Below are 19305 nucleotides of genomic sequence, written 5' to 3'. Positions count from 1 at the left end.
TCAGGTCGCGGTCTGCTGGGACTCGGGACCACCTGCTCGGCGGGTAGGGCGCCAGCCTCTTCTGGGGATGGAGTCGACCAGGCGTCTGGTGTAGGACATTTGAGGTGCTGTCAGGAGAGCGTGCACCGGGCCGCGTTCGACGACCCGGCCGTGGTGCATGACCAGTACGTCGTCGCAGACATGGCGAACGATCCCCAAGTCGTGGGTGATGAACAGGTAGGAGATGGCCGTGCGTTCGCGGATCTGGCGCAGGAGGGTGACGATCTGCGCCTGGACGGACACATCGAGCGCAGCGACCGCCTCGTCGAGGATTAGCACCCGTGGACGTACCGCCAACGCACGTGCGATGGCTACGCGTTGGCGCTGACCGCCGGAGAGGGAGCGGGGTAGGTAGCTCGCCTGTCGGGTGTCGAGGCCGACCTGGTCGAGGAGTTCGGTGACCCGTCGCTCGAGTGCGCTGCCGCGCAGGTCGGTGTGGAGGGTCAGGGCCTCCGCGACGCAGTCGCCCACGCGTTGCCGCCGGTCCAGGGAGGAGTAGGGGTCCTGGAACACCATCTGCACGGTGCGGGCGAGGGTGCGACGCTTCGGCGCGGATTTCCTCCGGCCGCTCAGCGCGTCGGTTCCGTGCCAGCGGACGGTGCCCGATGTGGGGCGTTCCAGTCCGGCGATCATGCGGGCCGTCGTGGTCTTGCCCGAGCCGGACTCGCCGACCACGGCCAGCGAGGCGCCTTCCCGCAGTGTCAGGGTGACATCGTCGACTGCGCTGAAGGCACCGAAGGACTTGCACAGACTGGCGGCTTCCAGCACGGGGTCGGCGGATTCAGGCATCGCCCTCGTTCCTTTCCGCGGCGTTGGCCGCCGCCTGGGTGTGGTGGGGGAAGTGGCAGGCCACGTGTGCGTCCCGCGAGGCTTTGGGGGCAGGGCGGTCGGTGGTGCAACGGTCCTGGGTGGCGGGGCAGCGCGGCGCGAAGGAGCAGCCGGGGCCGGATTCGTACGCCGACTGGGGGGTGCCGGGGATGGAGCGCAGGGGCGCGTCGTCGTCGGCCGGGTCGGGCCGTGATGCCATGAGGGCTCGGGTGTATGGGTGTTGGGCGTCGTGCAGGCTCTCGGCAGGCAGTTCCTCGACGGTGGAGCCGGCGTACATGACGGCGATGCGGTCGCACACAGCGGCGGCGAGGGCGAGGTCGTGGGTGATGAACAGCATGGCGAGGCCACGCTGTGCACGGGCCTCGTCGATGATCGTCATGACCTCGGCCTGGGTGGTGACGTCGAGGGCCGTGGTGGGCTCGTCGGCAAGCAGCAGGCGGGGGTCCGCGAGCAGCGCCGAGGCGATCATCACGCGTTGCAGCTGGCCGCCGGAGAGTTCGGCGGGGCGTTGGCGCAGGCGGCGGGCCGCGTCGGCGATGCCTACTTCCTCCAGCAGGGCTGTGGCCTTGGCCTCGGCGGTGTTCCGGGCCATTTCGCGTACCGCGATCAGTCCTTCGGTGAGGAAGTCGCCGATGGTACGCAGGGGGTTGATGTGGGCGCGCGGGTCCTGGAAGACCATGGCGATGTCATGGCTGCGCAGGGTGCGCAGGGCGGCCGGGCCCATGGCGGGGATCGAGGCGCCGTCGAAGGTGATGTCCCCGGTGACATGAGCCCGCGGCGGCAGGAGGCGTAGGACCGAGCGGGCCGTGAGGGACTTGCCCGACCCGGACTCCCCCACGAGGCCGACCGCGCTTCCGGCTGGGATGCCGAGGTCCACGCGGTGGATGACCGTACGGTGTGCGTCGTTCATCGGCAGCGTGACATGCAGGCCGTCGAAGCGGAGCAGGGGGTTCTCGGGGTGTGCCGTCGTGGGTGTCATCGGCCCTCTCCCAGGAGCCGTCGGGACAGGCCGCTGCCCAGGATGTTGCAGGCGACGACGAAGACGACGATCACCAGCCCCGCGTACAGCGACTGCTCGGGGCGTCCTGCGAGGATGCCGGTGGCGCCGGACGCCACCATCAACCCCCATTCCGCAGTGGGTGGTTGGGTGCCCAGACCGATGAACGAGAAGGCAGCGACATCGAGCAGGGTGTAGCCGAAGGCGGTGGTTGCCTGCACGAGCACGAGCGGCAGCAGATTGGGCACCAGGTGGCGCAGGCAGATGCGTGGGCCCGACATGCCGAGCATCTCCAGCGCGGAGATGTAGGGCAGGGAGCGTTCCCGCAGGGCAGCGCTGCGGACGACACGGGCGACGTACGGGAGGTAGGCGATGGACAGTGTCACCACGGCGATGTCGAGGCCGGCCCCGAACACCGCCGCCCCGACCACGGCGAGGACGAGGCCCGGAAAGCCGAAGATGACGTCGAGCAGACCGGAGATGAGGCGGTCCCCCCAGCCTCCGAGCCATGCGGCGAGCACGGCGAGCGCGGTACCCACCGCTCCGGCGGCGACGGTGATGACGGCCGGGGCGAGCATGCTCGGCCGCGCGCCGTACAGGAGGCGGGAGAGGATGTCGTGCCCGGTGTCGTCGGTGCCCAACCAGTGGGCTCCCGAGCTGCCCTGCGAGACGGCGAGCGGGTCGACCGCGTTGGGGTCGTACGGCGCGAGCAGCGGGGCGGACAGGGCGGCGCCCACGACGAGCAGAACGACTACCCCGGCAGCGAGTTGAACCGCGTGGCCGCGGACGAGGGTGCGCACCCGCCCGGGGGCGGTGCGGGCCTGGGCCGCGGCAGCAATCTGGTAGGTGCTCATGTCGCCCTCTCCCCCAGTGGGATGCGGTGGTCCAGAGCTGCGGTGGCGAGGTCGACGGCGGTGTTGACGACGGCGAAGGCAATCACCGTGAGGAGCGCGATGGCCTGGACCACGGCCAGGTCCTGTTTGGCGGCGCTCTGCACGAGCAGCGCACCGACGCCGTTGACGCCGAAGGCCTGCTCGACGATGGCGCAGCTGGCGATCAGCCCCGCGACGGCGACTCCGGACACCGAGATGACGGGTCCGGAGGCGTTGCGCAGGATGTGTTTGCGGACGACGAGCCGTTCGGGAATGCCGCGGCTGCGCGCGGTCTGGACGTGCTCGGAGGCACGTTCGGCGCGCACGGAGGAGCGGGTGACCTGGGCGACGTAGGCGATCCATGCGGCGGCGAGCGCGGCGGCGGGCAGGGTGAGGCGTTCGAGCCGGCCGGTGAATCCGGTGCCGGACCCGTAGGCCGGGAGCCAGCCTAGGCCCACCGACAGCCACCAGATCAGCAGGACCGACGACACGAACACCGGGACGGCCATGAGCGTGGTGGTGACGACGGTGGTCAAGTGCTCGATCCAGCCACCGCGGAGCCCGCCGAGGGTGCCGAGGGTGACCCCGCAGACGACGATCAGCACGGCGGCGTAGGCGATGAGAAAGAGGGTGTTGCCGGTGCGGTCGGCGAGCAGATGGGTGACGGAGTCCTTGTAGCTGAGGGACTGTCCGGCGTCGCCGTGTGCGATGCCGGACAGCCACCGCCAGTAGCTGCGCACGAACGGGTCGTCCAGGTGGTACTGGTGGTGAATCTCCGCCAGCAGGGTGGGGCTTGGCGGCTTGCCGCCGCCGACGAGCAGGGTGGCGGGGTCGCCGGGGGCAAGGAACAGGGCGCCGTAGATGACGACGCTCGCAACGAGCAGGGTGACGGCGAGGGCGGCCGCGCGGCGGCCGAGGAACCGGACGATCACGAGGCCCCCTTGCCGGTGCCGCCGAGGTACGCCGCCCACGGCATGTGCAGGTAGGCGAAGGACGCCGGCACACCACTGAGCCGCTTGTTCACGAAGAGCCGCTCGTAGGGCGAGGCGATGGGCAGGACGGGATAGTCCTTGACGTACTTGGCCTGGGCGCGGGTGAACAGGGTGGCCGTCTCGGCGGGGTCGAGCGTGCCCTGGGCCTTCTTCATCAGGGCAGTGACCTGTTTGTTGTCGTATTTCGCCCAGTTGAACAGCGATCCGGGTGTCATCATCTGGGCCGCGTACGACAGGGGGTCGGGGATCTCCACGTAGCCGAGCACCATGGTCGCGTCGAGGCCCTTGCGCAGCGACGGGTCGTAGAAAAGTCCTGACATCTGGGTGGGCTGGAGTTGGCGGATGATGAGTTTCAGGCCGACCCTCTTGGCGCCCGCTTGGAGGAACGTGAGGGTCTGCAGGGACTGTTGGTCGCCTGCGGCGAGGGCCACGCTGATCGTGCGACGCGTCGTCGCGGCTCGTGCGACGAGCTTCTTCGCGCGGTTCACGTCGGGGGCGGGGACGGCGGGGAGGGAGGAGTACGCCTTGTCATACGTGTCCTCCGCGGGCCTGTTTCGCCACACCAGCGGCGGGATGAAGGTCTTCAGTTTCCGGGCAGCGCCGTTGTAGACGTTCTTGATGAGTGCGTCGCGATCCAGGACAAGGGACAGGGCCCGCACGATGTGCGGGTCGGCGAGGGGCGAGGTGGGAGAGGTGGCGGTGAGGAAGTTGGTCTGGGCGGACGGCCCGTAGTAGACGGTTCCCGTGTTGGACGCGGTGGCGGCCTTGGCGGTGGAGGTGCTGATCTCGTAGCTGCCGTCGATCTGCCCGGACAGCAGCGCGCTCGTCAACGCGGACGAGTCCGTGATGAACCTGAAGTCGAGGGATTCGACCTTCGGCTTCAGAGCCCTGTCCCAGTAGTCGGGGTTGCGTTCCAGGGTGATCGAGTCGCCGGGCTTCCAACGTGTCAGTTGGTACGGGCCCGTGCACATCAGGCCGCCCTTGGCGGTGCCGTAGCTGGCCTTGGCCTGATCGAGGTAGGCGGCCTCGCTGACCGCCCCGAAGCCATTGACGAGTGCCTTGAGGAACAGCTCGTCCGGGGCCTTGAAGGTGATGGTGACCTGGTGGCTGCCGGTGGCCTCGATGGATTTCACGTTGGCGAGCAGCGAGGCGTTAACGCTCTGGGCGGCCCGGCCGCCCTGCCGTTCGAGGCTGGCGACCACGTCCTTGGAAGTCATGGTGTGTCCGTTCCAGAAGCGGACGCCGCGGCGAAGGTTGAGTACCAGAGTGGTGTCGTCGCGCTGTTTCCATGAGGTGGCCAGGCCCGGCGCCACGGAGTAGTCGGCCTTGAGACGCAGCAAGGGGTCGCACAGGTTGGTCTCGACGGTGCTGGGTGAGTAGTCGCCGACCTTGGCCGGGTCGAGGGTGGTCGGCTCGCCCATGGGCAGGTTCCACGTGACCTGGTCGACGTGGCCGTCTGCCGCGGGGGTCATGGTGGTGAGCTCAGGGGCGCTCGGTGCGGCGGGGGCGGCGTCGGAGCCCGATGTGCAGGCGGTGGTGGCCAGGAGGAGACACACGCCGACGGTGGCGCGGGTGGTGGTTCTTGGAGCCGTCATGAGGGAGCTCCTCGTGAGGGTGGCTGGGCGCTGAGCGCGCGGATGAGTGGGAGACCTGGTCAGGAGCTGGTGTGCGGCAGGACCGTGACGGTCAGTCGGGACGCGCGTCTGTCGCCGCCGGTGTGCAGTCCTTGGGTTGCGGGCTTGGCGACCGTGGCTGTCCAGGGGTTCTCGCCGGTGCCGGTGGTGGGCAGGTACAGCGGGTGGTCGCTGCCTGCGACGAGGAGCGCGAGGCGATGTCCGGGGCGCAGCCGGTAGCCGGTGTGCCCGAGGACGATCGTGGTCCGGGCGCATGGTGTGGCCGCGGTAACGAGGACCTGTCCGCGGGCGACGAGTCGGGCCTGGCCGCCCGGATGCAGGTCGAGGAGCTTGGCGAACACCTCGTAGGTGGGGGCCGTGCCGCTGACGTCCAGGTGCAGAGTGATCGGCCCTGCCAGGTCCAGCGGTGTGTCGAGCACAGGGCCAGAGAACGCGAGGACGTCCGCGCGGGCGGCTACGTGCGCGAAGTCGGGATGACCGCGCAGAAGGGCGAAGGAGTCCTCGACGAGCGAGGGAACGGGGGCGTCGGGGTCGTGCGTCCAGTGAACCTCCGCCGGCCGGCCAGCGGGGGCGTCGGTGAGTAGTCCGCCCGGCAGCGCGCCGGTCGCGCGGTCCGGCTCGTCGAGCCAGTACGTCCGAGTGGAGGTTTGCGGCGGAGGCCAGGCCGGGGCGGTCCGCCATCCGGCGTGGCCGAGTTCCCAGGTCACCTTCGCGAGGGAAGCGGCGGGGCGCACGCCCTTCAGGAAGACGTCGAAGAAATCGAGCGCGGGGGCGACATATCCGGGCAGCATCCGGTCGAGCGCGTTCTCGTCCAGGGCGTGGTCGTTCTCGGGCATGACGGGGGCGTGCGACAGGCGGTAGTTCTCGTGGTCGATCGCGCCGGCCCACAGGTACTGGAGGTCGTTCCAGCCGGGACGGGAGGCGAGTTCGGCATAGTCCCGCATGTGGGCGACGCCGATGTTGTCGAACCAGCCGACGCAGTGCAGCACCGGCACGGGGGCAGTGTCGAAGGGGTGCGGTCCCGGTTGGGTCGGCCGCTCGGTCTGGCGGGGTGCCATGAGGTCGAACCAGGCTGAGCGGGCGCCGATGGCCTCGAAGGCCTCATCGAAGCGGTCGAGCAGCGGGCGCGCGGAGTGGTCGACCACGTACTCGTAGGTGTCCCGGTCGACCCAGTGGTGGGCGAAGTACTCGATGCCCTCCAGCCAGACGGGGGCCGGCCGCTGGTCCGGCCGCCAGATGGTGCTGAAGTCGGCGGCGGTCACGCGCGGGACGATGGCTCGCAGGGCCGGGTGTTCCGAGGCCACGGCCGCCCACTGTGTGAAGCCGTAGTAGGAGTCGCCGAACATGCCAACTACCCCGTCGGACCAGGGCTGTTGGACGATCCAGTCGATCGAGTCGTAGCCGTCGTCAGGTTCGCGCAGGAACGGCAGGGTGGCACCGCCCGAGCGGAACTTTCCGCGGACGTCCTGCACCACGACGGCGTAGCCACGGGCGGTGAAGAGGTGTGCGATCCGGTCGAGGTGCACGTACCGGCTGTTCTTGTCGTACGGGAGGCGGACGAGCACCGCCGGGAGCACCGTTCCGTCGTCTCGCCCTGGGAGGTAGACGTCGGTGGCGAGCCGCACACCGTCACGCATGCGGACCATGTACTGCCGGGCGTTCTCGGAGACCGGCGCCGCGCCGACCCTTTCGAACATGAAGGGCATGGGTCGTCTCCAGCCAAATTAGATACAACAACGTTGCATAACGTTGTTGCGTGACAAGATGGCACCGGTTCGCCATCCGGTCAACACCCCTTAAGGTCGAGGACATGCCGATCGAGGTAGACGAGGCTCAACGGCTCGACGAGATCGCCGCCGCCACCATCGAGGTCGCCCGCGAGCGCGGAGTCCGTGCCGTGACCATCCGCGCTGTGGCCCAACGGCTGGGCGGATCCACCGCGATGGTCACCAACTACATTCCCAGTCGCTCGGCCCTGATGGCCAACGCCCTGCGCCGCGCGGACAAGGAGTGGGAGCGCCAGGAAGCCGTGGCGCTGGAGGGTGTCGAGGGTGCGGAGCGACTTCCCGCGCTGCTGCGCTGGATGTGCACCACGACGCACGACGACGAGGTGCTGCGCCGACTCCTGTTCGAGATTGTCAGTGAGGGCCCGGCCGCCGGGCAGGAGGTGGAGCAGGTCCGCAGCTCGACAGCGCGTGCCCACCGCGAGGCCTTCCGTGAACTGGCTGCGCAGGCGGGTGTCCCCTCCGCCTGTGACGCAGGTGACATCCTTCATCTGCTGCTTCGCGGGTACTGGCTCTCAACGCTGGAGGACCCGGAGGGCTGGCCGACCGAGCGAGGTATTCATGTCGCGCTGGCTGCCCTGGAGTTGCTGCGCGGAGAGCTGCCAGAGCGGCCGTCCATCTGATCCCACCCGGAACCCTTGACAGCGCGCACCCCGGACGCAATGGTAACCCGAAATAAAACGCCGTTTCATCACGGTTTGTTGCGTGACCGCCGCGGCGCCCGCCGCTCGCTCGCAGCGCCCCACCTCTCCATGTTCATGTCCGTGCCCGAGCCGGCACACCTCCGCGCCGCCGGCCCCCCGTCCTTAGAGGCGATCATGGAATCCCAGCAGTCCACCACTCCGTTGTGGCAGCGCTCCGCCACCGAACTGGCCGCCGCCATCCGCGCGGGAGAGGCCTCGTCCGTCGAGGTCGTGCGGTCCTGCCTCGCCCGGATCGAGGAGACGAACCCGCGCCTGAACGCCCTCGTCGACCTCCGTCCCGACGCCGCACTGGCCGACGCACGCCGCGCGGACGCCGCCGTGGCTGCGGGCGGGCGGCTCGGCCCCCTGCATGGGGTGCCCGTCTCTACCAAAATCAATACCGATCAGCGGGGCCACGTCACCAGCAATGGTGTTGCGGCGCTCGCCGGACCGCCGGCGAAGGAGGACGCCGCCTGCGTCGCCGCCCTGCGTGCGGTCGGCGCCGTCCTGCTCGGGCGCAGCAACTCCCCTGCGTTTTCCTACCGTTGGTTCTCCACGAACGCTCTCCATGGGCGCACCCTCAACCCCTGGGACCCCGACCGTACGCCGGGTGGCTCGAGCGGCGGCGCGGCCAGCAGCCTGGCGGCAGGCATGACGCCACTGGCCCAGGGCAACGACATCGGGGGCTCGATCCGCTACCCGGCGGCGTGCTGCGGCGTCGTCGGCGTCCGCCCCACCGTGGGCCGGGTCTCCGGATGGATGCCACCGATGTTCGTCGACACGCCCGAGGGCCCGAGTCGGCTCGACTTCCCGCTCGCCGCCCAAGCCTGCGCCGTGGAGGGCCCGTTGGCCCGCACAGTGGCCGACGCGCGGCTCGCCCTCGATGTCATGACCTCACCCGATCTGCGCGACCCGTTCGGCGTGCCGGGCATGCCCGCACCCCCTGCGGCCGCCACGAAGCCCCGCGTAGGCCTGGTGCGTCACATCGGCGGCGCCCACAACCACTCCGCCGTCGACGCCGCGCTGGACACCGCCGCCACCCATCTGTCCACGGCCGGTTACGAGGTCGAGGAATGCGAAGCGGCCGGCGCCCTGCTCGCCGAGGCAGCCCGCCTGTGGGCCCTGCTCATCTACGAAGACTTCCGCGGCGCGCTCCCTCTGGTGGAGCAGGTCGGCGACGAGGACATCCAAACCTCGCTCACGTACTCCTTCGCTGCCGCGGCCGAGATCTGGGGCGAACGCCCGACCTTGGAGGACTACATCCAGGGCTGGGCCCGCCGCGGCACCCTGATCGGGGCGCTCCAGGAACTCCTCGGCAGCGAACGCGTACTGCTCACTCCCGTCGCGGCCGAGCTGCCCTTCGAGCAGGACGCCGACCTCAAGGGCCCCGAACGCGCCTCGGAGTTGCTCGCCGCGATGTGGCCCATGGCCGCGGTCCCGATCCTCGGCTTCCCCGCCGTGAGCGTCCCTGCCGCCCACACTGCCGGACTCCCGATCAGCGTCCAACTCATCGCGGGACGCTTCGCCGAAGACCTGGCGCTGAACGCGGCGCAGGTGGTGGAGGCCGGGGCACCGCAGCTCACCCCGGTGTTGTGACCGGGCCGCCCCGGAACACGTGGCGAGCCGTGCGCGCATCGCGAGACCTGGGGGAAGAGGCGTGAGGCTAAAGGGTGTTGCACAAGGTTGTGTTCGGGCAGGCCAGGGCCCGTGAGGTCGGTTTTGCGGCTGGAGGAGACTCTGTTGCTGAATTGCCTGCAGGGGCGCGGGGTAGTTCGGCATGATCGTTGGTGCGGTCGTCATGTCTGCCCCGGCCGCAGGGGGTCGGTGTGGTGTCCATGCGACCGGGGGGATTGCCGCCTGTTCCTGAACAGACCGCCAGGACGGCCCGCGCCGCCTTCCCTGGTGGCAGTCTGCCCATGCGCCTGCGTGATCATCTGGCCGAGGTCTTCGACGACGCGTTGTTCACCGATGCGTTCCCCGACCGCGGTGCTCCTGCCCAGTCTCCGGCGCTGCTCGCGCTGGTGACGGTGCTGCAGTTCACGGAGAACCTCACCGACCGGCAGGCCGCGGACGCGTCGCGGGACCGTCTGTCGTGGAAGTACGCGCTGGGCACGGAACTGTCCGACACCGGCTTCGACTTCTCCGCGCTGTCGAAGTTCCGCACCCGGCTGGCCGGGCACGGCCTGGAACGGACCCTGTTCGACAGGCTCGTCGAGCACTGCCGCGCGACCGGGCTGATCAAGGCCGGCGGCAAGCAGCGCACCGATTCCACCCACGTGATCAGCGCGGTCCGGGATCTGAACCGTACCGAGCTGGCCGGGGAGAGCGTGCGGGCCGCCCTGGAGGCCCTGGCCGTCGCGGCACCGTCCTGGCTGGCCGGGGTGATCGACATCGCCGAGTTCGCCGAACGCTACGGGCCGCGCGTCGACGGCTGGACGATGCCACGTTCGAAGACCGGGCGGGACCGGCTCGCCCAGGTCTTCGGCCAGGACGCGCTGGCCTTGTGCCGGGCCGCCTGGTCCGACACCGCCCCGGCATGGATCCGCGAGATCGAGTCGGTCGCCGTGCTGCGGCAGTTCCTGGTGCAGACCTACATCATCCGCACCGACGCCCGGGGACGGGAGGTGGTCAGGAAGCGGGACGCCGACGACGGTGTTCCGCCCGGCCATATCCGCCTGGCCTCCCCGTACGATCCCGACGCCCGCTGGTCGGCCAAGGGCGAGGACCTGTTCTGGCTGGGCTACAAGGTCCACCTCACCGAGACCTGCGACACCCTCCCCGAAGCCGAAGCCGAAGCCGAAGCCGAAGCCGAAGCTGTGAGGCCGCCGTTGCGGCTGATCACGGACGTGCACACCACCGAGGCGACCGTTCCGGACGTCAAGGCCACCGTGCCCGTCCAGCAGAACCTGGCCGGGCGGCAGGTCGCACCGGGCGAGCACTACCTCGACTCCGGATACGCCTCCGTCGACCTGGTCGCGGAAGCGGCAGACCGGGGCATCAGCATGGTCACCCCACTCCTGGCCGACCACTCAGCCCAGGCCAAGGCCGCCAAGGGCTTCGACAAGAGCGCGTTCCGCGTCGACTGGAAGGTCCGCCAGGTCCGCTGCCCCCAGGGCGCCACCAGCACCGGCTGGTACCCGGTCGCCCAACACGGCCGCGACGCCATCGTGATCGACTTCGCCCTCACCGACTGCCGCCCCTGCCCCTCCCACGACGCATGCACCACATCCGTCCGCGGCACCCGCATGCTCAGCCTGCGGCCCCGTGAACTCCACGAACGCACCACCGCCGCCCGTGCCGAGCAGGACACCGGGTCCTGGAGAACCACGTACGCCCTCCGCGCGGGCATCGAGGGCACCGTCAACCAGGCCCTCGACATCACCGGCATCCGCCGGGCCCGCTACCGCGGCCTGCCGAAAGTCACCCTCCAGCACGCCTTCTCCGCCACCGCCCTCAACATCGTCCGCCTCGACGCCTGGTGGACCACCAACCCACTACGCAAACCCCGCACCAGCCGGCTGGAACGCCTCAGCCATCAGCTCACCAGCTGACGAATTCAGCAACAGAGTCCTCGGCGGTGTCAAAGACCGTGTCGGCCAGGGCCATGAACTGCTCGCGGCTCAGTTCCACGTCTCCCCGCGTAGGCACGCACCGTCCCACCAGCACCCGGGCGGCCTGCTGGCGCTTGCTCAAGCGGCGAGACCATCCACCTCGGGGACCACCCGCCAGAGGATCACTGACAGCTACTTTTCCCCTGGGGCAGAGGTAGGAGTCCGCGGCCGACCAGGGGCTTGGCCTACCGACCTTCCAAGTAGTCGGCGGCGCGTTCGGCGGCCTCATCCCGGGACAGCCTGCGGCTCTGGGCTGGCGGCCGGTCTCGCCGGTCCACGCCGCACAGATCGTCAGCGGCCCGCTCCACTGCCTCCTCCCACGACAACCGCCGCGGCCCCCGCGCACGACGGACCTCCCGCCGACGCTCAAGGAACCGCGCCAGCCGGCCACCGCGCACACCAGAATTCTGCTCATCAGTCACGGAGCAAGATCATCCCATGGCCCCTTTTGGGCTCACCTCGGCGATACCCCCAAAGGGGACGCGGCCAGACGGCACGCGGACACCGTCCGCTTCGTCCTGTTCGAGGCCCGCCCGGCCGGGCTGGAGTTCCACCAGCTCGTTCGTGCCAGTGCCCTGTCCCCGCACCAGGTCCGGTCCGGCCTGGCCGCGCTGAAGGACGAGGCCGCGTCGAAGGGATGGCCGCCGCTGATCTGGAACCGCGTCGACGGCTATCAGCTCGGCGCGGAGCGGGCCGCGCTGGAAGCCTACGAACGGCAGGTCATCTCCGAGAAGCTGACCCAGTTCCGCCGCTTCATCACCGGCACCGTCGCACCGCACGCGGCCGCCCACCCGAACGACGAGTGGGTGCGTCTCATCGTCGCCCAGCTCAATTCCATCGAATCCACCCTCGACCTCATCGCCTCGGCCCCCGCCGCAGGTCACCAGGGAAGAACCATGCGTGAACGCCGCTATCCCTCGGACATGACAGATCACGAGTGGGCGCTGATCGAACCGCTCCTTCCGCTGCCCGCGAGTGAGACCCCGCGGGGAGGCCGGAGAAGCACCCGAGACGCGAGATCGTCGACGCGATCCGCTACGTCGTCGACACCGGCTGCAAATGGAGGGCCCTACCTGCGGACTTCCCGCCCTGGAGAACCGTTTGGGGGTTCATGGCCCGCTGGGCAGCGGCCGGGGTCATCGGCCAGGTCCGTGACGCACTCGCGGGGCGGATCCGCCGGGAGATGGGCAGAGGCCCCAGAGCCGTCGCCACGATCATCGACTCCCAGTCGGTCAAGGCGGCCTCGACCGTCGGGAAGGACAGCCGGGGCTACGACGCGGGCAAAAAGATCAACGGACGCAAACGGCACATGGTGGTCGACACCAAGGGCCTGCCGCTGATGGTCATAGTCACCCCCGCGGACCTCCACGACTCCGCCGCCGCGAAGGAAGTCCTCTTCCGCCTCCGTCTCACCCATCCCGAAATCACGCTCGTCTGGGCCGACCGCGCTTACGCGGGCAAGCTCGTGACCTGGGCTAAGAAGTATCTGAACCTCACGATCAAGACGATCTCCCGGCCCAAGGACACCACCGGGTTTGTCGTCCTTCCCCGCCGCTGGGTCGTCGAACGATCACTCGCCTGGATGGTGAACGCCCGCCGCCATGCCCGCGACTCCGAGAGGCTCATCCAGCACTCGGAAACGCTCATTACCTGGGCTGCCATCACCCTCATGACCAGACGCCTGGCCACGAGCATGGGACGTCGTCACTCAGCAGGGCCTGCGGCCGGCGTCTGACGCGCCGGTGGGGCCGGCCATCGGCCGACCCCACCGGAACCAGCGGCCGGTCAGTCCTTCTCGTACTGCGCGAGTGCGAGTCCGAGGCCGAAGAACGTCGGCGCCCACTCACCCACGAAAATCCCCCACCGGTCAGCACGGTCCGTCCCCGCTGCCTCTCCCTTGACCGACGCCGTCCACGACAGGAACGACAGCCCGATCGAGACCACAGCAGCCGTATAGGCGTGATCACTACGCAAACCCGCCTCGTGCAACTTCTTGATGATCATGGCCAAACTCCTCTGACGGAGATCTGCAGACACTGCCACCGTCACCCCCGCCCGGCATAACCGCTCACTCCGCACCACCAAACGGGTGACCTCAAAGGCAGCGCTCACAGCCCTCGCCTTTGAAAACAGCTTCGTTGTTTTCAAAGTCGAGTCGGAGTTGGCCGGTTACGGGTTTGCGACGGGTGGATTACGAGTTGGCCTGTGATGGTTGCCGGATCACGTGATGGGTCGTTGGCCGGGGCATGAGTGCTGTCGATGATCAGACAAGCGGCGTGGTCTTTGCTGAGCTCACGGGCGCCTATTGGCTGGACGGCCCGGGCTGGGCGTGTCAGGGGTGTCGCCTGTTGCTGTCTCCGCAGGACCTGCAGGGACGCGATGGCGGGACCGGGCTTGCGGACCGACTGGTGAGGTGGCGGGAGGTCATGATGCCGGTGGCAGTGCTCACCGTCGTGGTCGCACTTGTCATGGGAACGTGCATCTGAATGTCTTCGAGTGCGCCCCTTGTGTGCGTAAGTGGATGACAGTGTGTCGCCTGTGAAGCAGTGAATGCGCAAAGTGACGGCTAGTCTGCCTTTTGTGGCTGCGTCGGCGGTGGCGTGGGCGGGAAGGCGGATGGTTGATGACGGGGCTGTGGCGGAGAGTGCTGGCTGTCCTGTCCGACGACAGCGTCGACCCTCGAGAGCGTGAGCGAGTTCTTGCTTCTGGTGCCGCCCGACTTGCCACGGTGCGGGCCGCGGCTGGAAGGGCAGTGACCGCCGAGGACGTCGTGCGTATCGCGATGGAGGAATTCGGGGTGCTGCTGGACGCCGGCACAGCCCGGGCGGCTCTGCGTGAGTGTCGCAGTCACCAGCGGTGACTGTCCGAGCCCGTGTGCGTTGGGTCCCGTGTGACCACGATGACGGTCGGCTTCATGCCCGGCCTTGTAGTGCGGGACGGTGGCGGAACGGTTCGGCCCGCTGATGGGGCGCCGGTGCCGATCTTTGACGGTCTTGCCCGGTGTTGGGAGGCCGCATGGTCCCTGGCCTGCCCCGATGCCGAATGGGGTCACCTCGCGGGTCCGTACGCTTGGCCAGAGCAGGTGTCCGGGCAGAGCCCGAAGCGGATGCTGCAGGGCGGGTGACCAAGAGGGAACTGCGTCGTTGGGCTCTGCAGCACGCACGTCCACGCGTCAGGCCAGTCCCCGGCCGGCCCTCTCCCACGCGGGCTGGGGGCCGGCCGGGCACGGTCCGGGTGTGTCGTGCCAGGGGCGGCTCGACGGCCCCGGGCCGCCCTCGACACCGGCCGGCCCGGGGCCGTCACCGCCTGCCACGCCTGCGCCGAACCAGCGCAGACGGTCGTCGGCAGCACGTGCACCAGCCGCGGTCGCGGGCGCATGCTGGAAGACGTGGAAGGGCCACCGATTCTTGTGGGCCGGCCCTGCTGGAGCGGCGGCCGACAGGTGACCTTGCGCCGTGCCGGGGGTTGAGAAGGTCCTCGGTCTCGCCCATTCCGACCACGACCTGGTCGTCTTCCTGGAGGCCACTGGGGTGCACGATGTGGATGGTCTGCTGGATGACCCGCAGTGGGTGCGGTGGCAGGGGGCCCGTGCGCATCAGTGGAATGCGACGTGAACGACCGACGCAGCAGGTTTCGCGCCTGCGGTGTGGCGGCTTTCGCTGGTCTGGGCCAGGAGCCCGGCGGCGGTCTTTCTCGACCAGGTAGTGCTCGCGCGGGTGAGTCGGCGGGTCATCAGGGAGATCGCGGCCCAGGTGATTAGTGTTTCCGAGCGCTGGATGAGCCGTTCGTGGTCGCGGGCGTGCCGGCGGGCGTTCCTCATCCAGGCCAGTGAGCGTTCGACGACCCAGCGGCGGGGAAGCAGCACGAAGCCGGAGGTGTCCTTCGGGCGGGCGACGGTCTTGATCGTGAGGTGCAGATGCCGTTTGGCCCAGGTCACGAGCTTGCCCGCGTAAGCGCGGTCGGCCCAGACGATGGTGATCTCCTGGTGCATCAGGCGGAGGCGGAACAGGACTTCCTTCGCTGCCTGGGAGTCGTGCAGGTCGGCCGGGGTGACCATGACCATCAGGGCAGGCCGCGGGTGTCGACCACGAGATGGCGCTTGCGGCCGTTGATTTTCTTCCCTGGGTCGTAACCGCGGGAGTCCTTCCCGACGGTCGAGGCCGCCTTGACTGACTGCGAGTCGATGATCGTGGCCACCGCCCGCGGTCCTTTGCCCATCTCCCGGCGGATCCGCTGGGCCAGAGCATCACGGATCTGACCGATCACCCCGCAGGCCGCCCAGCGGGCCATGAACCCCCACACCGGTGCGCCAGGGCGAAAAATCCGCGGGCAGGGCCCGCCATTTGCAGGTGTCCACGACGTACCGGATCTCGTCGACGATTCACGCCGGGGATGCTTCTCTGGCGGGCCGCCGCGGGGCGTGTCGCACGCCGGCGGCAGCAGAGGCTCGATCAATACCCACTCGGCATCGCTGGTGTCCGAGGGATAACGGCGAGAGCGCACGGGAGGTCCTTGACAGCGACGAGCGGCCCGCCGACGGGGGGGGGACAGCGGGCCGCTCACCAGTCGCATTATGCACTGGCGATGAGGTCGAGGGTGGATTCGATGGAGTTGAGCTGGTCGACGATGTGTTTGACCCACTTGTCGGTTGGGTGGGCGGCGGCGTGCGGGGCGACGGTGCCGGTGATGAACCGGCGGAACTCGGTCAGCTTCTCCCTGGCCACCGCCCGTTCGTATGCCTCCAGCGCGGCCCGGTCGGCGCCGAGCTGGTAGCCGACTGCCCGGGTCCAGATCATGGCGGCCAGCCCCTCTCCGCGGCCAGGTCCCGCAGGGCGGCCAGCCCCGACCTGACCTGATGAGGGGACAGGTCACTGGCCCGCACCAACTGGGGGAAGTCCAGACCGGCGGGACGCGCTTCGAACAGCACGAAGCGGACGGTGTCGGCATGCCGCTTGGCTGCATCCCCCGCCGCCGTGAGGCGCGGGGCATGGCTATTCACCCTTCAGCAGGCGGGCGATCTCGTCGTCCATGTCGACCTTGTCGGTTTCGACGGCCTGCTCGATCCAGTCGAGGGTGGCCCGGCACTTGGCGATGTTCTGCTGCACGATCGTGCGTTCGTCGTCGCTCAGAAGTCGTTTTCGCCTGTAGTGCGGGACTGTAAATCGTTCGGTGTAGCTCCCGATCATGGAGGATGCATCGATGACCAGTGAGAACGTGGCTGAGCCCGAGGCCGTTGAGCCCTCGCAGACTGTGTCGGCGAAGGCCGTGGACGACCAGTTGATCGACGAGCTGGTCGGCCGGGCCCAGGCCGAGGGCCTGCAGCTGACCGGCGAGGGCGGGCTGCTGCAGCAGCTGACCAAGCGGCTGCTGGAGTCCGCCCTGGAAGGCGAGATCACCGACCACCTCGGCTATGACAAGCACGATCCGGCGGGCAAGAACGGCGGCAACTCACGCAACGGCAAACGCTCCAAGACGGTGCTGACCGATGTCGGCCCGGTGGAGATCACCGTGCCCCGCGACCGCGACGGCTCCTTCGAACCGAAGATCGTCAAGAAGCGGCAGAAGCGCCTGACCGGCGTCGACGAGATGGTCATCTCGCTGGCTGCGAAGGGCCTGACCACTGGTGAAGTCCAGGCGCACCTGGCTGAGGTCTATGGCGCCGAGGTCTCCCGCCAGACCATCTCCACCATCACCGACAAGGTGCTGGAGGGCATGGCCGAGTGGCAGAGCCGACCCCTCGACCCGGTCTGTCCGGTCGTCTTCATCGACGCCATCCACGTGAAGATCCGCGACGGCGCGGTCGCCAACCGGCCCATTTACGTGGCCCTGGCCGTCACCACCGAGGGCCGGCGCGAGATCCTCGGGCTGTGGGCCGGGGACGGCGGCGAGGGCGCCAAGCACTGGCTGCACATCCTCACCGAGATCAAGAACCGTGGCGTCAGCGACGTGCTGATGCTGGTCTGCGACGGGCTCAAGGGCTTGCCCGAGGCGGTGGAGACCGTCTGGCCGAGGACGATCGTGCAGACCTGCGTGGTGCACCTGCTGCGGAACTCCTTCCGCTATGCCGCCCGCCAGGACTGGGACAAGATCGCCAGGCTCCTCAAGCCCGTCTACACCGCGGCGACCGAGGAGGCCGCCCTGGAGCGGTTCGCCGAGTTCGCCGACGCCTGGGGCAGGAAGTATCCGGCGATTGTGAAGCTGTGGGAGAACGCGTGGGAGGAGTTTACCCCGTTCCTGCGGTTCGACACCGAGATCCGCCGCATCGTCTGCACCACCAACGCGATCGAGTCGGTGAACGCGCGGATCCGCCGGGCGGTCAAGGCCCGCGGCCACTTCCCCAACGAGCAGGCCGCCCTGAAGTGCGTCTACATGGCGATCATGTCTCTGGACCCCACCGGCAAGGGACAGGCTCGCTGGCCCATGCGCTGGAAGACCGCACTGAACGCCTTCGACATCACCTTCGACGGCCGCCTGACGGCGGCCCGCCAGTAACCCCAACCACCCTGATTACACCGCTCGTTTGACAGACCCGATTCCGGGAACTTGCGCAAGCCCTGTTTCGATGCGCGGCGGAATGGGGGCCTCGCCCAGTGAGGCGAGACCCCTGCAAGCACGCTGCCAGGTGCCGACGCTCCGTGGAGGCTGGCACCCTGAACCCAGCATTTCCTCTGTATGGGTGGATCAGTCATGATTGGGACTGATCTGCCCCATGCGGGTCAGAGCGACTACCGCCATGTCGTCATCGTGTCCACCACCGGTCCATTCCGCGACGTCTTGAAGAAGAGCATCCAGTAGCAGGCCCGGTTGGCGGGGTGGGTGGGCAGTAAGACAGGTGGCGGAGCAGGCGTCATAGAATCTGCCACGTGCATCGCGAGCCTCAGTCACACCGTCAGTGGCCAGTAGTAGGTACGCCCCTTCTGGCAGAGGAAAGGTGCCTGTCGCTGGTGACTGGTTCCCGGCATTCTGGGTCGGTAGCAGTCCGACGCCTAGCGGCAACTCGTGCTGAGTGGGATCGAGCGGGACGACAGCACCGTTGTGAATGAGGTACGGCGGCGGGTGCCCGCAGTTGATCACCCGTACCGTGGCGCCGTCCGACGAGACCTCGGCCAGCACCGCGGTCATGAAATCCTCGGCAGCGGTGGGGCCTTGGCGTTCGTTTTCTCGGCACAACGCCTCATCCAAACGGCAGGCCAATTCAGCCAGCGTAGGAGATTTATCGGCCTCTTGGCGGAAAGCTCCGATGGCTACGCAGACGGTGGCAACTGCCTGCAACCCTTTGCCCCGGACATCACCGATGAACACACGGGTTCCAAAGGGGGAGTCCTGGACCGCGTACAGATCACCGCCGATCCTTGCCTCGGCCAGCGCCGCTTCGTACCGAGCCGCCACCGCGAGCGCCCCTACCCGGGCCGGCGGGTCAGGCAGTACTGCCCGCTGTACCGCCTCCGCCACGTCCCGAGCCTGAGCAACGTTGTGCCGCTCCCGCGTCAGCAAACGGTTGATCGCCGCCCCTGCGAGTCCAACCACTGCAACCGTAGCCAGGTCAGTCAACAAGGAGACCGTCGAACGACCGTGATAAAGGTCCAGCATAGCCGTGACCAGTAACGTCAGGATCAAAAATGCAACACTCGCGCGCAAGCTCAGCATCGCACCAGTAACGAGCGGAGCAGCCGCCAGCAGAGGCAGACCAATAAATGGCTGGGGCCCCAAGAGATTTGCCACCGCGCCCGCCACGATAAGTAGAATCGTCAGTGCCCTTCCAGCCCTGACTGCCGCTCTGCCACTTCTGATCATTCCCTTCAAACCTGCCCTGTGCTATGAATGCTTTTCATCCTGAGATTCGCGGATGATGGCGATCGGTGGTC

The 19305-nt window shown here is 68.5% G+C and carries 14 protein-coding genes and 4 pseudogenes; 6 read left to right on the top strand and 12 right to left on the bottom strand.

The genetic code is table 11. From position 1 onward, the window contains the following. From ACNYS0_RS43755 to ACNYS0_RS43730, 6 genes are read right to left on the bottom strand one after another with little or no spacing between them, the layout of a single operon-like run. The gene (locus ACNYS0_RS43755) at positions 1-828 is read right to left on the bottom strand and encodes an ABC transporter ATP-binding protein (protein ID WP_422405002.1); all 828 of its coding nucleotides are present in this window, start codon (positions 826-828) and stop codon (positions 1-3) included. Then, positions 821-1846, bottom strand: coding sequence for an ABC transporter ATP-binding protein (locus ACNYS0_RS43750; protein ID WP_422405001.1), 1026 nt, complete (start codon positions 1844-1846; stop codon positions 821-823). Before ACNYS0_RS43750 ends, ACNYS0_RS43755 begins: the two co-directional genes overlap by 8 nt. Continuing rightward, positions 1843-2718: an ABC transporter permease gene (locus ACNYS0_RS43745; protein ID WP_422405000.1), complete on the bottom strand. Its 876-nt coding sequence runs from the start codon at positions 2716-2718 to the stop codon at positions 1843-1845. Before ACNYS0_RS43745 ends, ACNYS0_RS43750 begins: the two co-directional genes overlap by 4 nt. Continuing rightward, the gene (locus ACNYS0_RS43740; RefSeq protein ID WP_422404999.1) at positions 2715-3668 is read right to left on the bottom strand and encodes an ABC transporter permease; all 954 of its coding nucleotides are present in this window, start codon (positions 3666-3668) and stop codon (positions 2715-2717) included. Before ACNYS0_RS43740 ends, ACNYS0_RS43745 begins: the two co-directional genes overlap by 4 nt. After that, a complete protein-coding gene (locus ACNYS0_RS43735) occupies positions 3665-5323 on the bottom strand; it encodes an ABC transporter substrate-binding protein (RefSeq protein ID WP_422404998.1) in 1659 nt (552 codons plus the stop codon). The genes ACNYS0_RS43740 and ACNYS0_RS43735 overlap by 4 nt, the downstream gene beginning before the upstream one ends. A gap of 59 nt (positions 5324-5382) precedes the next feature. Continuing rightward, positions 5383-7068: a CocE/NonD family hydrolase gene (locus tag ACNYS0_RS43730; protein WP_422404997.1), complete on the bottom strand. Its 1686-nt coding sequence runs from the start codon at positions 7066-7068 to the stop codon at positions 5383-5385. A 104-nt stretch (positions 7069-7172) separates the two neighbouring features. Between ACNYS0_RS43730 and ACNYS0_RS43725 the strand changes: the two genes are divergently transcribed. The 3 genes from ACNYS0_RS43725 (at position 7173) to ACNYS0_RS43715 (ending at position 11380) form a co-directional block, all read left to right on the top strand. Continuing rightward, positions 7173-7769: a TetR/AcrR family transcriptional regulator gene (locus tag ACNYS0_RS43725; protein ID WP_422404996.1), complete on the top strand. Its 597-nt coding sequence runs from the start codon at positions 7173-7175 to the stop codon at positions 7767-7769. A 195-nt stretch (positions 7770-7964) separates the two neighbouring features. Beyond that, a complete protein-coding gene (locus ACNYS0_RS43720) occupies positions 7965-9425 on the top strand; it encodes an amidase (protein WP_422482943.1) in 1461 nt (486 codons plus the stop codon). Positions 9426-9664: 239 nt separating this feature from the next. Continuing rightward, positions 9665-11380, top strand: a complete 1716-nt coding sequence (locus ACNYS0_RS43715; RefSeq protein WP_422405065.1) for an IS1182 family transposase — start codon at positions 9665-9667, stop codon at positions 11378-11380. On the opposite strand, the gene ACNYS0_RS43710 is transcribed toward ACNYS0_RS43715, so the two are convergent. Next, positions 11370-11522, bottom strand: a complete 153-nt coding sequence (locus tag ACNYS0_RS43710; protein ID WP_422404994.1) for a hypothetical protein — start codon at positions 11520-11522, stop codon at positions 11370-11372. The two genes, ACNYS0_RS43715 and ACNYS0_RS43710, sit on opposite strands and share 11 nt — an antisense overlap. Before the next feature lie 331 nt (positions 11523-11853). On the opposite strand from ACNYS0_RS43710, the pseudogene ACNYS0_RS43705 reads away from it, so the two are divergent. Further along, a pseudogene (locus tag ACNYS0_RS43705) lies at positions 11854-12309 on the top strand (hypothetical protein); the annotation flags it as partial. A 27-nt stretch (positions 12310-12336) separates the two neighbouring features. Continuing rightward, positions 12337-13175 (top strand): annotated as a pseudogene (locus ACNYS0_RS43700) (IS5 family transposase). Between the two features lie 50 nt (positions 13176-13225). Here ACNYS0_RS43700 and ACNYS0_RS43695 read toward each other — a convergent pair. From ACNYS0_RS43695 to ACNYS0_RS43680, 4 genes and pseudogenes are all read right to left on the bottom strand, one after another. Further along, entirely contained in the window at positions 13226-13444 is a 219-nt protein-coding gene (locus tag ACNYS0_RS43695) for a hypothetical protein (protein WP_031031882.1), read from the bottom strand. A 1680-nt stretch (positions 13445-15124) separates the two neighbouring features. Continuing rightward, a pseudogene (locus tag ACNYS0_RS43690) lies at positions 15125-15943 on the bottom strand (IS5 family transposase); the annotation flags it as partial. Positions 15944-16011: 68 nt separating this feature from the next. Then, a pseudogene (locus ACNYS0_RS43685) lies at positions 16012-16429 on the bottom strand (RacP protein). A gap of 2 nt (positions 16430-16431) precedes the next feature. Beyond that, positions 16432-16626, bottom strand: a complete 195-nt coding sequence (locus tag ACNYS0_RS43680) for a DUF6192 family protein (RefSeq protein WP_422404993.1) — start codon at positions 16624-16626, stop codon at positions 16432-16434. Between the two features lie 13 nt (positions 16627-16639). On the opposite strand from ACNYS0_RS43680, the gene ACNYS0_RS43675 reads away from it, so the two are divergent. Beyond that, positions 16640-17932 (top strand): IS256 family transposase, encoded by a 1293-nt coding sequence (locus ACNYS0_RS43675; protein ID WP_422404992.1) that lies wholly within the window; start codon positions 16640-16642, stop codon positions 17930-17932. Positions 17933-18121: 189 nt separating this feature from the next. Here the strand turns inward: ACNYS0_RS43675 and ACNYS0_RS43670 are convergent, their stop codons facing one another. After that, the gene (locus ACNYS0_RS43670) at positions 18122-19174 is read right to left on the bottom strand and encodes a PP2C family protein-serine/threonine phosphatase (protein ID WP_422404991.1); all 1053 of its coding nucleotides are present in this window, start codon (positions 19172-19174) and stop codon (positions 18122-18124) included. Positions 19175-19305: the final 131 nt, after the last annotated feature.

This window comes from Streptomyces anthophorae (assembly GCF_049310305.1).
Lineage (GTDB): Bacteria > Actinomycetota > Actinomycetes > Streptomycetales > Streptomycetaceae > Streptomyces.
Note: the sequence above shows the minus strand (reverse complement) of the source record. Positions and strands in the feature narration are given on the sequence as shown.

Bases quoted from the DNA above. Each gene is read 5' to 3' on its own strand.
- ACNYS0_RS43755 (WP_422405002.1), bottom strand. From the start codon at position 828: ATGCCTGAATCCGCCGACCCCGTGCTGGAAGCCGCCAGTCTGTGCAAG.
- ACNYS0_RS43750 (WP_422405001.1), bottom strand. From the start codon at position 1,846: ATGACACCCACGACGGCACACCCCGAGAACCCCCTGCTCCGCTTCGAC.
- ACNYS0_RS43745 (WP_422405000.1), bottom strand. From the start codon at position 2,718: ATGAGCACCTACCAGATTGCTGCCGCGGCCCAGGCCCGCACCGCCCCC.
- ACNYS0_RS43735 (WP_422404998.1), bottom strand. From the start codon at position 5,323: ATGACGGCTCCAAGAACCACCACCCGCGCCACCGTCGGCGTGTGTCTC.
- ACNYS0_RS43730 (WP_422404997.1), bottom strand. From the start codon at position 7,068: ATGCCCTTCATGTTCGAAAGGGTCGGCGCGGCGCCGGTCTCCGAGAAC.
- ACNYS0_RS43725 (WP_422404996.1), top strand. From the start codon at position 7,173: ATGCCGATCGAGGTAGACGAGGCTCAACGGCTCGACGAGATCGCCGCC.
- ACNYS0_RS43720 (WP_422482943.1), top strand. From the start codon at position 7,965: ATGGAATCCCAGCAGTCCACCACTCCGTTGTGGCAGCGCTCCGCCACC.
- ACNYS0_RS43715 (WP_422405065.1), top strand. From the start codon at position 9,665: ATGCGACCGGGGGGATTGCCGCCTGTTCCTGAACAGACCGCCAGGACG.
- ACNYS0_RS43695 (WP_031031882.1), bottom strand. From the start codon at position 13,444: ATGATCATCAAGAAGTTGCACGAGGCGGGTTTGCGTAGTGATCACGCC.
- ACNYS0_RS43680 (WP_422404993.1), bottom strand. From the start codon at position 16,626: ATGATCGGGAGCTACACCGAACGATTTACAGTCCCGCACTACAGGCGA.
- ACNYS0_RS43675 (WP_422404992.1), top strand. From the start codon at position 16,640: ATGACCAGTGAGAACGTGGCTGAGCCCGAGGCCGTTGAGCCCTCGCAG.